The organism is Bacillus sp. EE-W1 (genome assembly GCF_009760835.1).
GTDB classification, from domain to species: domain Bacteria; phylum Bacillota; class Bacilli; order Bacillales; family Bacillaceae_G; genus Bacillus_A; species Bacillus_A wiedmannii.
Map to the genome: position 1 here is coordinate 33,608 of NZ_WIPE01000067.1, position 22,219 is coordinate 55,826.

A 22,219-nucleotide genomic window follows, 5' to 3' on the forward strand; every position below is an offset into this window, starting at 1 on the left:
TAGATGCCAGTATTTATTTTAAGTGGTGCAGGATATATTGGCTCACATGTCGTCATGCAATTAATCATCGATGGCTATGAAGTAGCTGTAATCGATAATCTATTGACTGGTCATATCGAATCGTTACATGAAAAAGCACGTTTATACGAGGGGGGGATAGACGTCATAAGAAATTCATGTATGAAGTCTTCTCTCAAGAAAAGAAAATTGAAGGTGTAATGCATTTTGCGGCATTTTCACTTGTTGGTGAGTCAGGCAAGTGACATGAATTATGTAGTACTTCGCTATTTTAATGTTGCAGGTATCAAAGAAGATGACTCAATTGGAGAAGCAAATAATCATGAAACACATTTGATTATGATTATTTTACAGGCAGCACTAGGTAAGCATAACGATTTCATGATTTATGGGTTGATTATAACACACCGGATGTAACGAGCATCCGCAATTATATCCCTGTTTTTGGTTTAATCAATACGCATATCAAAGCGCTAGAATATTAAAGGGAGGAAGGAAATCAGAAATGTTTAATCTTGGCATCCATTCGGGTGCTTTTTATTTTAAAGGAGGATAATAGGAGATACATAGTTACATTTAACAAATGAAGTTTTAATAATAAAAGGAATTGAATGCAAACTCGTTTTTATATATTTTCATGAAACATACGTTCTGTATAGTGAAATGAAATTTAAGTGGGAAGAAATAGATGAATTACTTAATATATCTGGCAATGAGAGGAACAGAATTAAAGCTAGTATTTTAGCTGTTTTCTTAGAACATAGCAGCATTGATTGAAGTTTTTGAGCTTATTGGTATGAATGAAATAACTAAACGTTTAAAAAGTTTAAGAAAGTTAAATTTTTGTGGTAAAATATGCAAGGTTATATTAAATAAAATACGTGCGCTAATCACGATAAACTAGTAAAGGAGTGTGTGTTATGGCAGAAAATATTAACATAAACGTTAATGCAAGAAGCAACTATGGACCAGAATCAAAATGGGGACGTCAGTCTTTCTTTGATGGTGGCCTTTTGAGCTTCATTGGTTGGAGTATCTTGGGAACACTTATTACAGTGTGCACGTTTGGTATTTGCTATCCGTGGGCGTTATGTATGGTTTACGGCTGGAAAATTAACCATACGGTGGTTGATGGGCATAGAATGGAATTTAACGGTTCAGCGGTTGGTTTGTTTGGTAACTGGATTAAATGGCTAATTCTGACAGTTATTACACTAGGTATCTATGGATTTTGGGTTAGCATTAAACTTGAAGACTGGAAAGTCAAAAATACAACCTTCGTTAATTAAGGGGAAATTTTGATTAAGTACCATAAGAGTTAGCATTGTTTTAATACTTACGATTGATTATAGTAATTGTTAAAAGAAATATGTAAGGTTTTATGGTTTTAAATTAAATATTAAGTATTCGCAATAATTCTCATAATTTTCTATTAGTGATTAATATAGACAAATGATTTTTGAGTTGTCAAAGCTTTATCAAAAAGCAAGCTTCCTCCAGCGGACTTGCTTTTAGCTATTTATTAAGTATGTAAAACACGTCAACGTTCCAAATTAGGAAAATATCAAACAGTACAATAAATTTATAATAATAATTGGAGTAATCCTCAAAAAGATTTATCTATATGAGAGGACGACAGTTAAAAAATCAAAGTTTAAATCGGGAGAGTGCGCCAGTCAACTTCCGTATTAAATATATTAACAAGATAAAATAGCCTATGCCGTAGTAATCTATAACAAAGGCTATTTTATATACAACTATTGTACTCATTTTATAAGTTAGTCTCGGTGATATCCGGAAAGCTATCCAGATTTTAAATGGAGTTTTTATGATGGTTGTGCCTTTGCTAGTAACTGCACAATCCACGCCAATAGGCAAACGTAAACGTATCTGCCACTATAAATTTACTTGCTGATGAAAAGAGAACAATATATTCTGTTTGCATGAATAAAAAAGGAAAGTGGGTATAAAAAAACATTCAAACTTCGCACGAAATACCAATTTTACGAACAATAGGATGTATAAATAAAAATCTAATACAGTATTTAGGGATTTCGAGCTCAATTGCATAAATCTCAGTATATTGGTATGTGTCTATATAATTCATATTTTATATAGGAATCATTAAATACTGAACTATTCATTGAAAATATTCATAGTAAATTACCTTTTACTATATAGGATTTTTTCTTATGTTGATCTAATTAACTCCTCATAATTATGATTAAATTAACCAATTCATGTTAGATAACGAATTTTAAACTGTTTTCATATATTGATTTTTTGTATGAATTTATATATATAAATTGTTTTATTTTATATACATTTATATGTAGTTTTTGCACAAATTTTTATGGTCTTATATAAATTTATCACTTAGTTAGCTATAATTTTCATTTGACTAACTACACTATACCATTCAGTTTTGAGCATGTTTTAGTATTTCATAATTTAATTATGTAAATAAGTTTGTGTAAAAATTGAATTTAACGCGAACTTGTGTTCGTGTTTCTTTTCTGTTATAGTGTATATGAGGTGATTTTTATGGAATACAGCAAGCAACGTCAAAAATCCGTACATCGTAGGAAATTATACGAGAATTTAAATGAAATGCCCTTTTACATAGAAGAATTTGTGGAGTACAAAGAATTGCATGATGCCTCTCCCTCCACCCTACTGAATTATGTATATGATTTTAGAGTCTTCTTTAATTGGCTATTATCTGAACAAATTATTGAATTTAAGCCGATTAAAGACATATCCTTCTCTGATTTGGAAAATTTAAAGAAAAAAGATGTTGAGAACTTTATGAGGTTTCTAAAACTACAACAAAACATGCAGAATTCCTCTGTTAACAGAAAAATTTCAGCCTTAAAGTCTTTATTTAAGTACCTTACCTCCCTATCAGAAAATGAAGATGGAGAATGTTATTTTTATAGAAATGTAATGGCTAAAATAGAAATACATAAAGATAAAGAAACATTAAATGCTCGTGCAAAACGTATGAGATCTAAAATATTCCATAATGATGACGATCAAGACTTTTTGAATTACGTGAAGTACGAGCATGAGAAATCGTTAACAAAACATCAGTTGTTCTATTTCCTAAGAGATAAAGATCGTGATGTAGCTATCCTCTCCCTCTTTCTTGGTAGTGGTATTCGAGTAAGCGAATTGGCCGATCTTCGTATGGAAGATATAAACTTAAAAGAAAGACTAATTGATGTAATCCGAAAAGGAAACAAAGAAGATTCTGTATGGATTACCCCAATTGCATTGAATGACCTTGAAAAGTATATGGAAATCAGAGATAACAAATATGCTCCAGGAAAAGAATTAAAAAATGTATTTTTATCAAAGTATAAACATACTGCACAGCCACTTTCCGTTAGGGCTATCCAAGATATAGTAGAAAAATATACTAAGGCCTATGGCAAAAAGATGTCTCCTCATAAATTAAGACACACATTGGCAAATAAATTATATATGGAAGAAAAAGACTCGTTACAAGTAATGCAGCAACTCGGGCATACGAGCCAAGATACAGCTTTGCTATATACACAACTTGGGGAAACAACTATTAAAGATAGTTTAGGCAGAATAGGAAAAAATAAATAATAAAAGTTCAGCAATGCAAAATTGCTGAACTTTTATTATTTTCTCTGCTAGAGTTAGTGGTTTTAAATGTCATGCATTATTCATTACATATTTAATTTTATTATATAAAAAATACATAGTTAAAATTCTACTTTAATTGGTATATAAAAACTGTCTCTTGTTAGAATTAGATAAATGAAAATTTTAGATTCCTACAATTGGTGTTTACTCTTTTAAGTTGATAGCGATGTGGTGATACCCGTTTAGAACGCTATCTTTGCACTAAAAAAATCGAACCATAAATTTGCCGGTAAGCTTATGGTTCGATTTAAAATTTGTTAGTTTCATATTCTCTATTTTTTATCACCCGCATTGTAGTAAATGTAGTGATGGATATAAAAAGTACTATACATAATAATAAAATATAAATATTATAATTCATCCTTCCGTACTTACAGTATAAGGCTAACTCATAACAAAAAATCCCGTATACAATTATTAGTATTGGATTTGTTACTAATGACAGAAGTATCCTTTTTACATTTTCCTTAAATATAGAAATCACTCCTAATTACATGAATTACTGATATTAAGTATACTTTACTGTAAAGTAACAAAAAAGCTATTTAATCTTGCCGCCAAAAATACAATAGATATCTGTCTATTGTATTTTTGGCAGATGTCTATTAAAACCGTTTAAAAATCTAGTTGTTTCATAGACAATGGATTTTTGAGTGAATACTAAAGTTGCTTCATTTGAGAGCCAAATAATGAAAATGAACCCTCATATATTAATTCATTCCCCCTCAATGATATTTATCTTTCAGATTTTGTTGATGCTTTGTAAAAAAAAGATTCTAAAAAGGTAATTGTAATTGAATTAGAAAAACACGCGAAGGTTGGGAAATTAGTAAATCATAGATAAAAACGTCCTATATTTTAATAGGACGTTTTTTCTTCTATAAATAATGTATTCTCCAATATCTAAAAAGGACGGTTTAACTACTTACTTATATCTATCTATAATTCAATAAACCTACTTCTCCTCATACCATGGGTTTAAATGAATTAGTACTTCATATATTTCTGGGTTCTGATTTATAATAGTAGTTTTTATATCCCTACAAATATCATGTCCTTGCTGGATGCTTAAATGTGCCGGAACACTAATTCTAATATCAATTAATACATAGTGACCATGATCACGTGCGCGCATTCTATCAATTCTTTTTACAAAAGGATGGGCCTGAATTACTCTCTTATATTCACTACATTTCTCGGTAGGAATACCACCTTCCATTAATATATATATTGCTTCTTTCCCCATACTAATCGCTAACTTTAATACGAAAAAAGAAACAATAATACCGGCTAAAGGATCCCCATAAGCTGCATATGGAATGGAATAGATATTGTTTATCAAAGCAATACCAATTCCAATTACAGCTGCAATTGAGGCATAAACATCAGCAAGATGATCATAAGCAGTTGCAATAAGCCCTTTGCTGCTTGTTTTTCGACCAATTCGTATTGTGTATACATATAAAATTCGCTTCCATATTAATGAAATAATCGCTGCTATAAAAGCAATTATATGGGGTTCTGTCGCTGGTTCAAATAATGACTTTATTGATTCATAAACCATAAATAAAGCCGCTAAAATTAAAATCACAGCTACAATTCCTGATGATATAACTTCTGCTTTACCATGTCCATAAGGATGATCTTCATCAGCTGGCTGATTTGAAATTTTCATTGATCCCAATGAGGCTACGGATGCTACAACATCGGCAGCATTATGAATCCCGTCGGCTAATAATACCTGACTTTTGAAAAGTAAACCGACTATAATTTTGATGAGAGTCAGAAATATATTGCTAATTACACTAATCCATGCTGCCAATAAGGACGTTTTTGGGTTAGCATTCATATTTATCCCCACCTTAACTTTACTCTTGTTTCAAAATATTATCGTTTAATTCAATTGTGTAGTTATAAGTCTGTGTCTTGCCATTTTAATTTCTTTCATACATTACCCAATAATAAGTGTGTGGGTCTATACAAACATTTTCTCATCAGTAAAGGTTTAAAGCATAACTTACTTTGTTCTTTTATCCTTATTTGTTATGAAGTGTAAAAAAGAGTGACACAATATGCCCTGCTTTTCTCATTACAAACATCAAAGCGACTAATGTGTTGCTTTGATGTTTGATGAAATGTCTTCAGGTATGATTACTAATTCATTCTGCGCATTAATCTTTACTCATCTGATCACAACAATTATTTTTACAGGTTGTCCATTTCACATAGCTGTAGCAAATACTATAAGATTAAAAGCATATAATTGAATATGAGTGTAAGCTGTATACATTAATTATCCTTCTTTTAAATTCTTGGAGATTTTCCATATGATTGAGTATCTCTATACGCTTTTCTTTAATGAATTTTAAATGATAAAACTTTCAATTTTATTACACTATTTGTATGTTAGTTTTTAAACTTTAATTAAACCTTCATTTATTTAAGCATTCATAAATCAGTTGCAATATTTGCATCAAATTCATCTGATTTTTTAGTATCTATTTTTTCCCCATCTATTGTCACCCTTATTTCTTGTTTTTGGTTTGCTGTTACCATCCAAGCATTCGGTAAATAACGATCTTCATGGGATAATGTAGAAGGTGAATTTATAACCTTTCCTCCTAAATATAGCGTAGCAGAAGAACCTCCATCCATAGCCATCGCATTTATTGCTCCTTTTTCATATAGAATATCTTGACACTCTTTTAACGTAGCTCCTATGCTATGTGTCTGCCTACCGTCAACCACTAGAAACATTATTGTGCCATCTTCTTTTTGTGCCATAATACTTCGCGGAGCAGAGCCCCTACCACCGTCTCCTTCTGTAATCATTTTTTCTCCATTTACAATTAACTGTGGCATAAATCCTGCTGCTGAAACGACTTGTTTATCCAAAAGTTGTTGGGTAGAATAATTCCCTGTTATCATTTGTCCAAACTTTGTTAAGCCCGTAATAATTGTAGGGGTATTTTTATCTATATTTGTATCAATTGCTTTCCCATTTTCTATTGCTATTCCAGTTGCAATATTTCCTCCACCTCTTCCTGTTTCATCAGTAAATCCACTTGCATTCACAGCAACAAGTGCATGATTACGTTTTGCCATTACGCTAATTTTTTCTCCTCTTTTATCGCCCTGTGTTCCTTGATGGCTAACAAGTTTAACATTGAAAGGGTTACTAATAGTGACTAATTTTCCTTCGAAAAGAAAGCGACTATCTTTGTTACTTTTAATCGTTTCTACGTCAATTTTTAATGGCTGATTTTTTAATTCTTCTAATCTTTTTCCTGCTATTTTTTTATAAATATTCTCATCACTATTTGACCATTTGGGATGATTAATTCTATCTTGTAATTTATCTAGTTCCTTTTGGGATAGGAATGTATATTTCGCATATTGTGGATGCTGAGAAGTTAGTATACTCCCAGCAATTGTTACACGAAGATCTCGACCATAGTTAGTACCAAATAATATTCCTATGCCAATAAGCATGAAAATAGAAAGAAGAAGCAAAATTCGTTTGAAGATTTTTCTTAGATGTTTCATAGTTATATCCTCCGTCATTAATTACATTCAATGAATCCTTTAAAATAAAAGACACAAGTGTTTGTTTCCCTTATTCCCGAGTTCCTCACTATGTCTTAGCACGCAAGGCAAAATACTTGTTCTACATTTCTTATTTATTTCAGTGTATATTTACAGATTTAATAACGTTTTTGCAACCAAGAAATATATTACTAATCCTGTTCCGTCAACAAATGTTGTAATAAATGGACCAGAAACGACTGCAGGATCTAATTTAAATTTTCTCAAAATTAAAGGTAAAACAGCTGCGACAAGCGAAGCCCAAATAACAATAAATAATAAAGTGATTGCTACAACTTGTGCAACTTCTGTTCCAACCCCTAACATATAAGCACGAATGAGCCCAGCTACCCCAAGTGCAAGTCCGAGAAGCATGCCAATTGCAAATTCCTTTTTCATTACACGGAAAATGTCTTTAAATTTCACCTCTCCAATACCGATTGCACGAGTAATTGTTGCTACAACCTGTGTTCCTGTATTCCCTCCAGTACCCACTAATAATGGAACAAAGAAAGCAAGGGCAACTACTGTTTCAATTTCGTCTTCAAAATACTTTAGTACTGTACCTGTATATGCCTCAGCAACAAAAAGAAGCAATAACCATGGTAGACGTTTAAAGAAAATGCTACAAATACTAGATTCAAAGTAAGATTGATTTAATGGTTCACTTCCACCTAACTTTTGGATATCTTCTGTAGCCTCTGCTTCCATAACATTCATTACGTCATCAAATGTTATAATACCAATCATTTCATTATTTGCTGTTGTTACAGGTATTGCTGCTAAATTATAATTCAGTAGCTTTTTTACAACTTCTTGCTGATCAACCTCAGCAGGTACTGAAATCACCTCTCGAATCATGATATTGGATAATATCTCTTCATCTGCTGCTAGTAATAACTCATGAATGGAAACGATTCCCTTAAGATAACCATGACTATCAAGAACATAAATATAAGAAATTGATTCTACATTTTTAGAATGTTCCCTAATGTACTTCAATGTCATTTTTACTGACCAATTCCCTCTAACTGCAACAAAATCACTTGTGACAAGACTTCCTGCTGTTTCAGGTTTGAAAGCCATTAATTTTTTCACATTATGCTTTGTAATTTTATTTAGATACGCCATTAATTTAGCTTGTTTTTCCGGATGAACCGCTAGAAGTAAATCTACTGTTTCATCAATCGGTTGTAAATTTAGTAACTTTTTAGCTTTGTTTTCAGATAAGTGAATTAAGATATTATATTTTTCTTCTGTACTCAAATGTTGTAGAATGTTTGAGCTTTTTAATACAGGAATCTTATCTAGTAATATGACTTGATCTTCTATTGAAAACCGTTTTATTTCTTGCGCAACATCATACGACGGATGACGTAAAACTTTATCTGCATCCAAATCATTTTGGGTTACAAGTAATTCATTTAATAATTTCTTCATGTTAACTCCTCCTCATATTGCTAAGGGAGACTCTAGAGTTTCATGAGTGGTTTTGTATTATTTTATCTGTCTAAAATTTTGATTAGAGCATTAATAGTTACATTGCAATCAATTTATTAAGAACTACCTCCTTTTTGAATATAGACAAGATAAAAATAAATAACATTAAACAAAAAAAACCTTACTCAAAAAGGAGTAAAGGTTTTTTTACAATACAAATAAATGATTATTAAGACAGCTCTGCAATAATCCCAGAGGTGCCTTTCTATCAAATCGTATACCACTCCCTCGTTGAGTTTTAGCACTGTATAGCATAGGTTTTTATAACCAGCTACATTAAAAAGGGCCTTAATCCGACCGTTCCTGTTGACCCATTGGCGTCTCTCGACATTTTTGGGCAGCAGCGTTTCTCTATACAGGAGCCTCACCTAACAAAGATTATTGAATTACTTCAAAATTTAAACCAGAATTTAATATTTGTCAACTAACTTTCGATTTGATTCATAAAAAATTCTTTTTTAGAGAAATGTAATTAGATTCTATTACAAATTTGAAATTCAGCATAAAAGATTTAAAATTTAAATACAATTAGTTCAAAAAAACGTTATAAAACATATGAAATTTCGTATAAGAAACTTATTGTTTATGATTAATTCGTGACTTTATAGCAGCAGTTACATCATTAGTCATACCGTACTTCAAAAGAACATTCTTCAAAAAATCTTATTTTATGATTAATATCTTCTTTACTGTTTATCAAATTTATATGGTTAAACTACTTAATCAAATTATACATTCCAAGTCGCAAATATGTATCTATATGAGACAATTAAATATAATTTCTCACATCATTTCTCAAAGATTTATAAAGTAATAAAGAATATAAAGTTAGCAATACGTTTACTTGACAAGCAAAAAAAAAGTATTTATGCTGGCTACACGAACAAACACATAAAATTTATATTGCTAAACCTGTTAGGTGAGGCTCCTATACAAACACAGGCTATTGCCCAAAAATGTCGAAAGACGCCAATGGGTAGAACAGGAATTGTCGGATTAAGGCTCTTCTTAAGATAGCTAAGTAATGAATTTCCATTACTTTACGTTGTATAGTGCCAAAGCTCTACTAGGGGGAGAAAAGCTTTATTTAGTCATGCCATTTTGAATCCTCCCTAGTATGTAACTAAGGGGGATTTTTGCGTAAGAAAACAGGGTGTAAGCGATAGAATCTCTCAAAACAAAAGTACTATTTAATACTTGTTGAGAACAAGATTCTATTCATTAGCAAATGTAATATTAAGTGTTAATGTAAATCAGGAGGATTTTAAAATGAAAAAAATAATAAAACTCGATTATCTATTGCTCCTCCCTCTATTCATAACATGTACTTTAGGTATTATCATGACGTATAGCGCTAGCTCCATTGTTGCTGTTCAACATTACGGTTATAACAGTAGGCATTTTGTTGATTCTCAATTAACAAAACTATTTTTAGGAACAATTGGGCTAATAGTTTGTGCTATTCTCCCATATGAAATATGGAAAAAACGAATAGTCTCAATCTGTATTATGATTGGAGGGATTTTTTGTTAATTATGGTTTTATGGAAAGGAAAGGTGGTAAATAATGCTCAATCATGGATCTTTGGAATACAGCCAGCTGAATTTCTTAAATTAGGAACAATACTTGTAACAGCCCGTTTTTTTGCATTGCGACAAGGATCAGCTAAACAAATTTGGATTGGGGGCGGAAAACTTTTATTTTTTTTAGCTACAATTTTTTTCCTAATCTATAAACAGCCAAACTTAGGATCTGCACTTTTAATATTAGGTATAGTTTTTAGCATATTTCTTTGCTCGGGAATAAATATAAATCTATTAATTAAAAGAACTATAATAGGTGCTATTTTTTGGTTACCTATTTTATATTTTTTGATTCAATTTAGTTTGTCAGATGTTCAAAAGACACGTATTACTACAATTATCAATCCCTTTGTTGATGCACAAGGAAATGGATATCAACTTGTAAATTCTTTTATTGCCATTGGCTCAGGAAGAATTATTCGACGTGGATTTGGAAATAGCATTCAAAAAACAGGTTATCTCCCCGAACCACATACTGATTTTATAATGGCAATCGTTTCTGAAGAATTAGGATTCATTGGTGTATTCATTATAATGGCCGGAGTATTAGCTATAGTTCTTCGCTCACTAAAAATTGCACAGCTATGTGAAGATCCATTCGGAAGTTTTATAGCAATTGGTATAGGGTGTATGATTGGTTTGCAATCTGTTGTTAATTTAGGCGGTATTACGGGAATACTTCCTCTTACGGGTACCCCATTTCCATTTGTAAGTTTTGGTGGAAGTTCTTTAATGGTTAATTTAATAGCAATAGGAATATTACTTAATATTTCAATTTTCAATAAAAATAAGTTTATTAATTATAATATATGATTTTCCATATGTTGTTCTATTTTTAATGGATGAATTCTTTCTGATTTTGGACAGACTGATTCCGTAAATCAATCTGTTGTTTTTTCATTAGAATTATCGCTAAAAAATGAAATAAACACAGTAAAAAAAATAACATTGTAAAAATTCGTGGCAAGGGATGAAGGATTCACAATGGCTGAGAAAATATATATATAATTGGCTGGTCTCAATTCTTAAAATTCTTTTTATTATATAGATAAGCATAAAAATATTAGGAAGTTAATAGTAATATATATCAGATAGAAATTATTAAATCAAAAGAAAAAGCAATCATTGAAAATATAAAGCATTAAAGACAGGTCAAAAGATACACGAAACAAAGAATACGGATGCAAAAAATGGATCAATTTACGTATAGAGTACATTTTAAATACAATTTTCAAGAAAAAAAATTTAAGTAAAGCTTTACTACAGATTGGTGGGTAACCTGTAACAGACGAAACACCCCCTATTGTTAGACTGTCTACAAAAGCAAATAAAACCTGTTTTGTGGATTTATTTTCCTTTTATTTAGTTATAGTACTAGTAATTTCTTCTATTTTGGAGATAGTGATGGCCACTATCATTCTTCTAGGAATACAGAATTATTAATGCATTCATTTTTGGATATTTATCAGTTCCAAGTTAACAATTCTAAATAAAATTACCCTTTAGGAAATTAAAGTGGAATGATATTTGTCAATAGTAAATTTTGCTAAGAAAGGACAGAGAATAAGACCACCGGTAAAGCTTTTACTGGAATTAATTATAAGATTAACGTAAATAGCAAGAGTACGCTCGTAAAATTATGATATATATAAATCAAATCGGAGTGAATACGATATGAGAGCGGTCGCGAAAAAAGTAAGAATAATACGTTTGCAGGATTAATATTGTAAAAATTGTAAATATCAAACGGATGTAGAACAGTATTGTATTGAACAATGCGAAATAGGAAAAAAACTTACTACGCTGGGTAAAAAAGAATTTAGAAAGAGATTGACAAAAGTAAAAACTATAGAAGAAAAATGGGATGCCACGTGAGTAATTTGTATAAAGAGCTCAAAAAACGTGGATGGTTACAAATGTAAAATCATGAAATAAATTTTCAAACAAACAAGTTATACGATTGGAACATGCTTTACATTTGATATGAATTGTATACTTGTTTATTTTCAGCAATTACAAAATAAACTAATTCATTTTTATGTTCTAATTTTTGTTCACCTAAAATTGGTATTTCACACCTTCTCATTTTTGAGGAAGGAGTCTTCTGTCGAAAAACGATAAAATTTTAACATTAAATTTCTGGGTTATAATTCCTAAAAAGAAAAACACCCGTTCTGATTAAGGACGAGTGTTTTTCTTTTTAGGTTATCTAACAGGGATAAACTTCCATGAGCTAGGTTTTTGTTTTTTTTCACCTAGTACAATCCAATTTTTCTTTGCATTTATATTCTCATAATTTAATGGATAGTCATCTGTAAAAATATTATATTCTGTAGGATTATCCAGGTTAATTTTAATTTTAAAATCAGCTAAACTATCAGATTTTTGAGCAAGGTGAATCCAACTAGAATAATTAGACCAATTTAAATATTGCAATTGGTCGTAATTTGAGTGCTTCATACGAAGATATATACTCTCCCCGTGGTGTAGCTTTGCATCATTTTCTTTGTAGAATTCAAATTCCATAGGTGTACCAGATAAACCATTGTTTTCTTTATTTGCAAGTGTGACATAATCGTAACGATTTGCTATATACCATTCAAATGTTAGACCTTGATAAGGAGATTCACTTGGTACGATATAATAGTTTTTCCCTGCTTCTATGACGTTTCCTTCAATATCATAGATTAATGCAGTCTCTATACTTGGAGCTTTCACATTTTCAGTAAAAGTTTTAAACCACAGATTTAAGAAACCTGCTGTATTGCGCTGAGCTTCTCCTAAGCTTCGCTGCACAGCTGGGGTAACCATTTCTTGCCACAATTGTGCCTTACCACTATTATAATACTTAAATGTTTTATCATTAGTAATATTTTGGATTTCAGGTTTAGCTACTCGAGCTGCATAATCAATCCATTCTTCAGGTGTGGATAGAGAATTATTATAGTTCCCTCCAGTATTGACTGCAAATTGCTTTTGAATGGTTGTAACATAATTTTCAAAGTAGCTATGATATTTTATAGCTCTCGTATCAATTGCAGTAAAATTTGCTGCATGCATAGGTTGAGTAGCATCTGTAAAGTAGTGCGTGGCCACTCCTAAGTAATAGAAAGCTTTTTCATAGTCCTTATTTCGTAAATGTTCTCCAGATTCATAAAAGTATTTCTTACCTTGTGTAAGAGCGGTTGGATTTTTTTCTCCTCTATAATTTTCTTTAGTATCAGGATCATAAAAATGAGATTTCCATCCGCCTTTAAAAACGCCACCTATTCCTGTACCACCATCGTTAAACTCTGCATTATAATCTGCATCATATAATCCTTTAGAAAATAAATCTTTATATTGTGGATAATTTAAAAAGTCCACAGCCTGCTTATTTGCTTCAATATTAGATTCTGTTTTCATAATTTCAATAGCTTGTTTTGCAATCCATAAATGTGTACTTTTATCAGAATGATACGGAGCTTCTGCAGACCATCTTGCAGTAATAGGATCATTCTCATTTAAATCAATTTGATCGAGATGAGCATAACTACTTTGAGGACATACTCCTAAAATAGTTAAGGTCACTCCAGCTATACATAGTGTTGATACGATTTTTTTCATTTTTTATCCCTTTCTAAATATAAAAATTCTTATGCGGATATTCATCTTATTAACGAAAGTTAAATAGCTCTAATAAAAGAGCGATTAGCAAAGGCTAATTGCTTAATTTCTCTCTAAATGGAATACCAACACACATCGATTAAATTAAAAATTTTAAATTAACCCTAAACAATAATTTTTCTTCTCTACCTCTAGTTATATATAAAAGCGCGTCTTATTTAAACATGTTTTTTTATGTAATTTTACATATCCAAAAATAGGGAATTTAATAACCTTCCATTTATTATATTAATGAAAGACCGTTCTCTCTAGATAATTGAAATTATGATGTTTTAAGGTAATAATCTATATCCATCAACTTAAGAATTTAGAATTACCCCAAAATGAAAAAATGAACTTTTTGAAGTGTTGTTTTGTTTGCTTTTCTATATTCCCAAAAAGTAATCTAGGTATTAAGGAAAAAAGTTTTAGATTTGGAAACGTAAGTGACATCTCATTTGGTACTAGTTCCTCTAAAGAACCATATTCTCTAATACAAAAATTTCCTGATAAGTTGGACAAGTCTTTAGCAAAGTTTGGAGAAAGAAATACTGCGATGGCTTTCATATTTTTTACTACTTCTGGAACAAAAGGTATTTGAGTTAAATTAAGTATCATGGTTGCATACATTTTGTCTTGATAGCGGTCGATTGGGTAAGTTTCATTTGGTAATGAAACTTACCCAATCGCTACGATATAATTGTAAAAATACTTCTTATGCTAACTCTTCAGCGATAGATTTATCTATAACAATCCATATGATTTGTTTCACAGCAAAAGCACATTACTGCTTAAATAAATCTTCAAAGGTCATAGCAGACGCATGACTTTCTTCATTTTCTATGGTTAACATGTTAGTTTAAATCTTACTCTCTATTTGATACCTGTATTATAGAGAAACCAGAAAAACGGATTTTGTGACAGTTTTTCTGGTTATTTTTTATTATGAACTAAAAAAGCATTCATCTCATTAAAAGATAAATGTAAAAAGAGAAATAAAAACATAAAAAATCCAACTCTGATTCTGAGGTTATTTCCATTTGTTTGATTAGATTTGGAGGAAGTGTAAGGCAAATACCGTTAAAACAATATAAAACAACGTGAGATAAACTAAATCCCAATACTGTATTCTACTCTCTATTTTTTACTTTTCTAAAACAATTTCTGCTATTTTATTAGCATATTTTTTAGAGTCAAATCCATCATAATTACTTAGAATTACAACGGACAAATATTCTTTTGGAAACCGCATAAAGTGTGAACGATAACCCGCCCAACTTCCTGAATGTTCCAAGTACCGATAGTTAAAACCTTCAGCAAGCCTTAGCCCAAAAGCATAATATTCATTGTCAATAATTGCATCCCCAGTTGGAGAAATTTCCGGGCCTATTTCGCTCATTCTTTTAACAAGATTTTTTCCACCAACGGTACCTGTGGCTAAATTTTCTCCCCATTTTACCAGGTCTTCAACTGTTGTATGAACTGCCCCATCCCCTGTATGTTCCCAAGGGCTTTCATAGATTTTATATGTTCCTTGCTCATTCCTCGAATATCCATTAGCAACTGATATAGTAGTTGGGTAGCAATCCACAATTGTTGTGTCTTTCATGTGTAAAGGATCAAAAATACGTTCCTTTGCAAACTGACATAGGGATTTGCCACTTACCTTCTCTACCACTAGTGACAATAAAAAATATCCTGTATTGCTATACTCAAATTTTGTGCCAACTGGGAATCTTGCAATTTGATGATTTTTAAGGTGCTTTAGCGATTCTTCCACAGTTAATATATCAGTAAATTTAATATTTTCTGCTTGAGCCAATTCCATATAATCAACTAGTCCACCAGTGTGATGAATTAGATGTCTCAATGTTACAGGTTCAGCATATGCACCTATAGAAGGGACAAATTTTACAATTGAATCATCTAAACTCAATTTCCTCTCTTGTTCTAAGAGTAATATAGAAAATGCTGTGAATTGTTTAGAAACTGAGGCTATATTAAAAACGGTTTTGGTAGTTATGGGTAGATTTTTCTCTATAGAAGCTAAGCCAACTGCACCTTTATAAGTTACTCCGCTATCAAAACTAGCAATATATGAAAAGCCTGGAACTTTTGGTGAAAACTTTTTTAATAATTGTTTAATCAATGTATGCGTCTTTTCATTATATGTATTATTCACCTCAATCACATCCCCTTCCCTTTAAATGATTAGAAATATATTATCCTGTTATCTTTTTCAATTACACATCTTACTTCAACTCAAAACAACATATTTTATATTTGACTACAATCAAGCACCGTCACACTGATTTCTTTAGTTTCTAAATTCTTCTCTTTATAGAGAGCTTTAATTTAGTGAGTATTATTATCCCCGAATTTACGAAATTCCCTCTTTCAATTCTAAAATTACTCGTGGCAACTTAATAGATATTTTCTAAATTGGGTCAATAACATCTAAATCAAAGATGTTATTGACCCAAAAATACCTATTTTACTTTTAGATTTAGGACCGATGTACTAACGAATATGAAAACTATTTACCAGTCCTCTATAAAGATAGGTTTCAATAAAACATTTATCTACCTTAAACCTTGTTTCAAATTTAGTTATAGTCTACACATTTTATAGTCTTCGTCTATAGTGTTTTACTTTTTCGATATGAGAATCCAAATAACCTTTTTAAACAACTTTGTTCACAAAAAAGCAGAAGCGTTCCAAATCTTTATTTTTCATTGTAGTTTCAAATGTGGGATTGGGTAGTGATGTTCTGCATCATCTGTAAGTTCCCCATTAACTTCAGCTAACTAGTTCAAGTGGGAGAGTCATGAAAGTAGTCCTATATCTTTTGCCTTTTGTACTGCTTCTTCTCGATTTTTAACTTCTAGCTTCTCATAGAGATTGGAGGCGTAATTTCTTACTGTTCCGTTTGACAAATAAAGTGTCGAAGCTATTGTTTTATAACGGCTTCCTTGTGATAATAGTTTCAAAATCTCTAATTCTCGTTTCGTCAATCCATACTCTATTCCAGCTGATCGTGATTCAAATAATCCTGTTTCTTCATTTTCTTCCCACATCCTATGGAACAAGTCATGAGTAATCATCGTGCCTCCTCGATAGACTAGACGAATTGATTCAGCTAGTTCACGCGAATCTATGGATTTCAATACATATCCATCCGCACCATTTCGTATGATTTCTTTTGCCCTTTCTGTATTCTGGAAGGTTGACAGAATAAGTACACGAATGTCTGGCCATTTTTTCTTAATCATTTTAGTTGCATGAATCCCATCCAGATTTGGCATCTCTAAATCCATTAATACTACATCTGGTTTTAGTCTCCCGCACAATTCCAAAGCCTGTTCTCCATCTTCAGCCATTCCCACTACTTGTAAATCCTCCAGTCCACTCAAAATTGTATGAAGACTTTCTCGGATAAAAGAATGATCATCGACAATACACAGGCGAATTTGTTCGTTAGCCAATTGTACTTGTTTCGGTAAGACACATGAAATTAATGTCCCTTCCCCTTTTTTGGAATAAACAATGACTCTTCCTTGTGACTGACTTACACGCTCTTTCATTGCAGTTAATCCAAAGCCATCCTTCCACTCTTCTACCCCACAGCCATTATCCTCTACATCCAATCTTATCTGTTGTGGTTCAAAATGAAGTGATACAATGATTTCTGTGGAATGCCCATGGCGAACAGCATTTGTTAGTGATTCCTGCAAGCTCCGATATAGTGTCATTTTTGATTGTTTGGAGACCATATACTCTTCCCCTATTATTCGAGTACGTACATTTACTTTTGCATGTTTCTTAAATTCCTCTGTCAATTGTTGTAGTGTGGTAGCTAAGGGAAGCGACTCTTGTGATAAATCTAATTGGTGTAAATACAGTCTTACTTCTTCCATACTGTTACGGGCCAATTGTAATAATGAATCTAGCTGCTGCTCTCCTTCTTTAGACTTTAATTCCATACGCAATGTTTCCATCCCCATAATAATTGAAGTATAGGAATGTCCCATCGTATCGTGTAAGTCTTTTGAGAGCCTATCACGTTCCTCCAGTAATGTAATCCGCTCAACTTGGGATACGTACTGTTCCAATACATGTTTCTGGTTCCGAATAATTTCACTTTGACGGTAATTAATAGCCAGTAAACGAAAGAAAGAGCCCATAGCAAAAGCTAAACTGAGTTGTAGGATGATTACCCATAAATCTGTCACTTTAGAAAATATCGCAATGAGCAACGGGAACAAAATAATTGTGATAGGACCCGACCAGCGGTAAGATTTATGAACGCTATTTGCCGCAATCATAAAAGTTGGCATTAAAAAAGCAAGATACGCTAACGGAAATAATAAAGTTAAATAGAAACAAACTCCGCCAAATAATATTATTTCAGTAAATAAATAATAGCGATAACTGAACATTAAACAAATCCAAGGTACTGAAAATGAAACGACTTCCCAAAGGATTATGATCCAAAGTGGTACTGTCAAATGATCTTGTTGTTGGATAGTCGTTGATATCAATGATAGCCAAACAATAAAGCGTATACAAAGCAAGGCCCAATCATACCAAAACCATAGTTTTAAAGTCTTAAACAAATTATCACTCCTTTATAGCTTTAAACATGAAACGCGTGTACATTCCAATAATTCGAACTAAGTCGTTTCCAATAAGATTATGTATCCAGATGAGAATGAAACCAACAATCATGACAAAAATTGCTGTCTCCCATGAATTCACTGCAATGCCCAATAAGTATATATTAAAATATTGAAAAAGTAAGGGGGTAACGATACATACTAGTGGTATTACATACAGTAAAACAACACATATAAGACTCATTATTCCGACAAAAAATTTCTGCATGAGCCAAAAAATAGCCCTCCAGTTGCTATTATTGAGGATTGTATCTATCGCTTTAATCCATTTATCTCCTTCCTCTTTTTTTCTTGGTTCGAATAAATCTATCGATATATCTGTATAAATCTTCGTTTGAATGCGTTCATACTGAACAAACGTGTGAGTTGTTTGCAGCACCCACGCCAACAAGGGAATACCCAAAAAGATAATCGTCATTACTAATGCAAATGTAATACTGACTAGATAGAAACAAAAGTAAAAAAATCCGGATACAAAGGTAAATAATAAGAAATAAAAATCTTGCAAAGTTTTTTGAGCTGATGCTTTCGTCATTAAAATTTCTCCTCCTCATTCATTGCTAATGTGTTAAAAACTACTTTTTTAATTCTAAGTATTTTTCTGTCACATACGTTAGTGTCAAAATGTCACGGTTTGTATGACATAACTATCAATACAGCCTTATTTACTCAATTTTTGTTGTTCTTTATAAACATGACAGAAGTTCACTATCGACTATGACTCGCCGCTTGTGATACTCTGTTCATACGCTAATTCTTTATGTTAAAGATAAGATTTTGTTCCCGATCTTATCTTTTTTCTTTGAAAATTTTTTGGTACAAAAAAGGAATCCTTATAATAAGGATTCCTAAAAGAAACGACGTACCCTAATCAATTTCTTGATTTAGTCCATCACACGTATAAAGTAAACTTTAATCAGCCCTCACCAATCAGTTTTTTAGGGGCAACCCACCCAACCTAACTTCTTTGTTTTCGCTACATTTTGAGGTTGAGCCCTTATTGTCCGTTAATGTGGGATAAATTCCTTAGTTCCTCATTTTATCTACTTAGGGAGAATTTTATTTTGTTAACTTAATGATAATGTGCTTCTATCCCACATCGTCTCTAATTTGAAAACATTTATTTCATCTAATAATCCTTTAATGAAATAACCTAACTGACATTTCTAAATAACTCTATTGACACTTAACACTATCATCAATACTACACTTCGTTGAGCCACATTATTACAAATTTATTGATGTAGTTGAGATGGACTCACTTTTTGAATTTGAACAAGTATATCAAACGCTTTACCTAATGATATATCAACAGTTTTTGGTATATCAGGCCCTTCGGTAGTTATTCCAGCGAAAATTGGATGTTGTTCGTTTAACCAAGTTTTTGTCACGCCGTTTGCCTTACGTAAATCAATAAAAAATTGATCTTTTTTAACTTGTCCAAAGATGTAGTTATAACTGTTTGAATCATCCGATTTTAATGTTCCATAAGGGCCAAATTCACCATCGCTATTCTTGACATTATATTGTCCTTCATAAACTGACGTTCCAATAGATACGTACCGTTTTCCATAATATTTTGCTAAATGCTGCCCAGCTACTTTAGGATATATAAAAGGAAGCATATTTGTTTTCGAAACGTGTCCATTATGTCCCCATACAATGGTTTTTCCTAAATGTTCTTCAGTCCACTTCGCATTTTCATACATTGCAATATCATGTTTCAAATAAAAATCCGATGGTTTATCAGGTGGTGACGCTAACATTGTAGTAAACTGTTCAATAATACGAGCATTTTGTTTTATCCATGAAAACTCTTTAGATTTCCCATTTAAATAACTTTTATTTTCCTCTAATAAATCACTAATTTGTTTAGCATCTAAAACATACTTTTCTTTTTCTTCTTTCGTAAGGCTTTCAAAAGTATTCATATCCTTTGTTACAGGAATAAGACCTTTTATCTTCGCTTCTACTCTAGGCAACAGTTTTGAATTGTTCGCTTTAATATATTCTGTTATATTATTATAAACATTCTCGTTTACTGATTGAATGTCCATCCCGATGATACGTACTTTAGATTTATGTTTTGGATTAGCATTATATTGCCGAATCCAATCAAGTAAAGCTAGCATTTCTTTCGTCTTAAATGTAGGTGATAGATGTTGGCTTGGGTTTCCCTTACCAGTAAGAACATATCGATCAAGTTCCAAAGCTCTGTCCCATCCCTCTTCTAAAACTAAGTTGGTAAAGCCCTTTTCAGATACTAAATACTTAACAATGCGGTGTTTCATTGTTAAAATTTCATGAGCCCCATGCGTAGCTTCACCTAAACCTACAATTGAAGCTGAACCTACCATATTCTTAAGTGGTTTCAAATCATTAAGAGATGCAGTTGGATTAGTTGTTTTTAAAGGCTTTGCATGTGCTTCTAACCATTTCGCTATTTGATTTGTATTGTAGGGAGCTGTAACAGAAACCTCTGTTTTCGAATCTGCATAAGTATTTCCTACAAAATGAGTCATTGTTATAGCAGAAGCAACAATTGCAATAATCATTTTCTTTTTCATAAAACCCTCCTGAAATACTTACTTATTAGTTTTTTGACATGCTCTAAGGATCCCAGTTTAAACTATTAACCCCCCTATTACTGTTAAGATACATTTATTCTAATTCCTAAAACTCACTTTTTATCTGGTTTTCCTTTTTACCTACTTGCTAAATTCAGCAAGTAAAATACTTTTAAATGGATCAGGACTATCAGCTTTAAAACTGTTCAAATTGACGGCCAATGTATGCTTACCTCCAAGTGTGCCACCAGCAAAAGTGGTAAACCCTGGAACGCCCCCCCTGTGTCCCCATACCGAGACACCGTTCGGAAGCTTAGTTTCATAGATTCCAAGACCATATCTGGTTCCCTCTTTATTTGTAGGAACTGTAGTAAGCATTTGTTTTAATTGCTGTTCCTTCAGTAATTTGCCACCTAGTAAGTAAGAGAAGAATTTGTTTAAGTCGTCAGCAGTAGAAATCATATCTCCATCCGAGCTACCTGGGTTAATATAAGTAACGTCTTTTAGCTCACTTGCTCCGTCTAGTTGGAAATAGCCACGGGCATGCTTGGTGCCTGGAATCACGCTTGAATTGCCAGGTAGGAATGTATTTGACAAATCAAGCGGTTCAATAATCCGATTTTCAACCTCTTCGGCATAACTGTTGCCAGTTACTTTTTCAATAAGGATTCCCAGTAATACGTATCCTGTGTTTGAATAAGACCAACCCTTTCCTGGTGCAAAGTCTGGGGGAAGTGAAACCCCCATCTTTACAAATTCTTCAGCCGTATACGATTTTTTTTTATCCATAATATCAAAGTCTTTTGAATTTACATAGTCAGCAATCCCACTTGTATGATTCAATAACTGCCGAATCGTAATCTGGTTACCATCATATCCGTTTCCTTGAATGACGCCAGGTAACCATTTTTCGACGGAGTCATCTAGATTCAAGCGATTCTCTCCAGATAATTGAAGTAGAACTGTT

General features: G+C 32.1%; 11 protein-coding genes, 7 pseudogenes and 2 riboswitches. Of the genes and pseudogenes, 5 read left to right on the plus strand and 13 right to left on the minus strand.

What is annotated here, in order from left to right; translation table 11 throughout:
* Positions 1–3 precede the first annotated feature (3 nt).
* The 3 genes and pseudogenes from GFJ36_RS16420 to xerS all read left to right on the plus strand — a co-directional run.
* Positions 4–550: pseudogene (locus GFJ36_RS16420) on the plus strand (NAD-dependent epimerase/dehydratase family protein); the annotation flags it as partial.
* Positions 551–938: 388 nt separating this feature from the next.
* A complete protein-coding gene (locus GFJ36_RS16425) occupies positions 939–1,307 on the plus strand; it encodes a DUF898 family protein (RefSeq protein ID WP_097890958.1) in 369 nt (122 codons plus the stop codon).
* Between the two features lie 1,255 nt (positions 1,308–2,562).
* The gene (gene xerS / locus GFJ36_RS16430; RefSeq protein WP_097890956.1) at positions 2,563–3,636 is read left to right on the plus strand and encodes a tyrosine recombinase XerS; all 1,074 of its coding nucleotides are present in this window, start codon (positions 2,563–2,565) and stop codon (positions 3,634–3,636) included.
* Positions 3,637–3,949: 313 nt separating this feature from the next.
* Here the strand turns inward: xerS and GFJ36_RS29685 are convergent.
* From GFJ36_RS29685 to mgtE, 4 genes and pseudogenes are all read right to left on the minus strand, one after another.
* Positions 3,950–4,180: pseudogene (locus GFJ36_RS29685) on the minus strand (WD40/YVTN/BNR-like repeat-containing protein); the annotation flags it as partial.
* Between the two features lie 471 nt (positions 4,181–4,651).
* The gene (locus tag GFJ36_RS16435) at positions 4,652–5,545 is read right to left on the minus strand and encodes a cation diffusion facilitator family transporter (RefSeq protein ID WP_097890954.1); all 894 of its coding nucleotides are present in this window, start codon (positions 5,543–5,545) and stop codon (positions 4,652–4,654) included.
* 599 nt (positions 5,546–6,144) lie between these two features.
* Positions 6,145–7,242 carry a phosphodiester glycosidase family protein gene (locus GFJ36_RS16440; protein ID WP_157349682.1) on the minus strand — a complete coding sequence of 366 codons (1,098 nt, stop codon included), beginning with the start codon at positions 7,240–7,242 and terminating at the stop codon, positions 6,145–6,147.
* Between the two features lie 150 nt (positions 7,243–7,392).
* Positions 7,393–8,721 carry a magnesium transporter gene (gene mgtE / locus GFJ36_RS16445; protein ID WP_097890950.1) on the minus strand — a complete coding sequence of 443 codons (1,329 nt, stop codon included), beginning with the start codon at positions 8,719–8,721 and terminating at the stop codon, positions 7,393–7,395.
* Between the two features lie 275 nt (positions 8,722–8,996).
* Positions 8,997–9,164: riboswitch (M-box (ykoK) riboswitch) on the minus strand.
* Between the two features lie 521 nt (positions 9,165–9,685).
* Positions 9,686–9,862, plus strand: a riboswitch (M-box (ykoK) riboswitch).
* 188 nt (positions 9,863–10,050) lie between these two features.
* Between mgtE and GFJ36_RS16455 the strand changes: the two are divergent.
* Positions 10,051–11,177: pseudogene (locus GFJ36_RS16455) on the plus strand (FtsW/RodA/SpoVE family cell cycle protein).
* Between the two features lie 317 nt (positions 11,178–11,494).
* Here GFJ36_RS16455 and GFJ36_RS29690 read toward each other — a convergent pair.
* Positions 11,495–11,719 (minus strand): annotated as a pseudogene (locus tag GFJ36_RS29690) (ISNCY family transposase); the annotation flags it as partial.
* Positions 11,720–12,038: 319 nt separating this feature from the next.
* Between GFJ36_RS29690 and GFJ36_RS30120 the strand changes: the two are divergent.
* Positions 12,039–12,286, plus strand: a pseudogene (locus GFJ36_RS30120) (zinc-finger domain-containing protein).
* 283 nt (positions 12,287–12,569) lie between these two features.
* Here GFJ36_RS30120 and GFJ36_RS16465 read toward each other — a convergent pair.
* The 8 genes and pseudogenes from GFJ36_RS16465 to GFJ36_RS16495 all read right to left on the minus strand — a co-directional run.
* Positions 12,570–13,970, minus strand: a complete 1,401-nt coding sequence (locus GFJ36_RS16465; RefSeq protein ID WP_157349683.1) for a zinc dependent phospholipase C family protein — start codon at positions 13,968–13,970, stop codon at positions 12,570–12,572.
* A gap of 438 nt (positions 13,971–14,408) precedes the next feature.
* A pseudogene (locus GFJ36_RS30125) lies at positions 14,409–14,660 on the minus strand (DUF1963 domain-containing protein); the annotation flags it as partial.
* A gap of 67 nt (positions 14,661–14,727) precedes the next feature.
* Positions 14,728–14,862, minus strand: a pseudogene (locus GFJ36_RS16470) (RNA polymerase sigma factor SigX); the annotation flags it as partial.
* Positions 14,863–15,153: 291 nt separating this feature from the next.
* Positions 15,154–16,191: a serine hydrolase domain-containing protein gene (locus tag GFJ36_RS16475; RefSeq protein ID WP_097890944.1), complete on the minus strand. Its 1,038-nt coding sequence runs from the start codon at positions 16,189–16,191 to the stop codon at positions 15,154–15,156.
* Positions 16,192–16,834: 643 nt separating this feature from the next.
* The gene (locus tag GFJ36_RS16480; RefSeq protein ID WP_097890942.1) at positions 16,835–18,625 is read right to left on the minus strand and encodes a helix-turn-helix transcriptional regulator; all 1,791 of its coding nucleotides are present in this window, start codon (positions 18,623–18,625) and stop codon (positions 16,835–16,837) included.
* A gap of 4 nt (positions 18,626–18,629) precedes the next feature.
* Complete coding sequence (locus tag GFJ36_RS16485) at positions 18,630–19,220, minus strand: sensor domain-containing protein (RefSeq protein ID WP_097814372.1); 591 nt, start codon at positions 19,218–19,220, stop codon at positions 18,630–18,632.
* Positions 19,221–19,920: 700 nt separating this feature from the next.
* The gene (locus GFJ36_RS16490; RefSeq protein WP_157349684.1) at positions 19,921–21,252 is read right to left on the minus strand and encodes an erythromycin esterase family protein; all 1,332 of its coding nucleotides are present in this window, start codon (positions 21,250–21,252) and stop codon (positions 19,921–19,923) included.
* A 141-nt stretch (positions 21,253–21,393) separates the two neighbouring features.
* On the minus strand, positions 21,394–22,219 hold an 826-nt coding region (locus tag GFJ36_RS16495), incomplete at its 5' end, for a serine hydrolase domain-containing protein (RefSeq protein WP_242016003.1).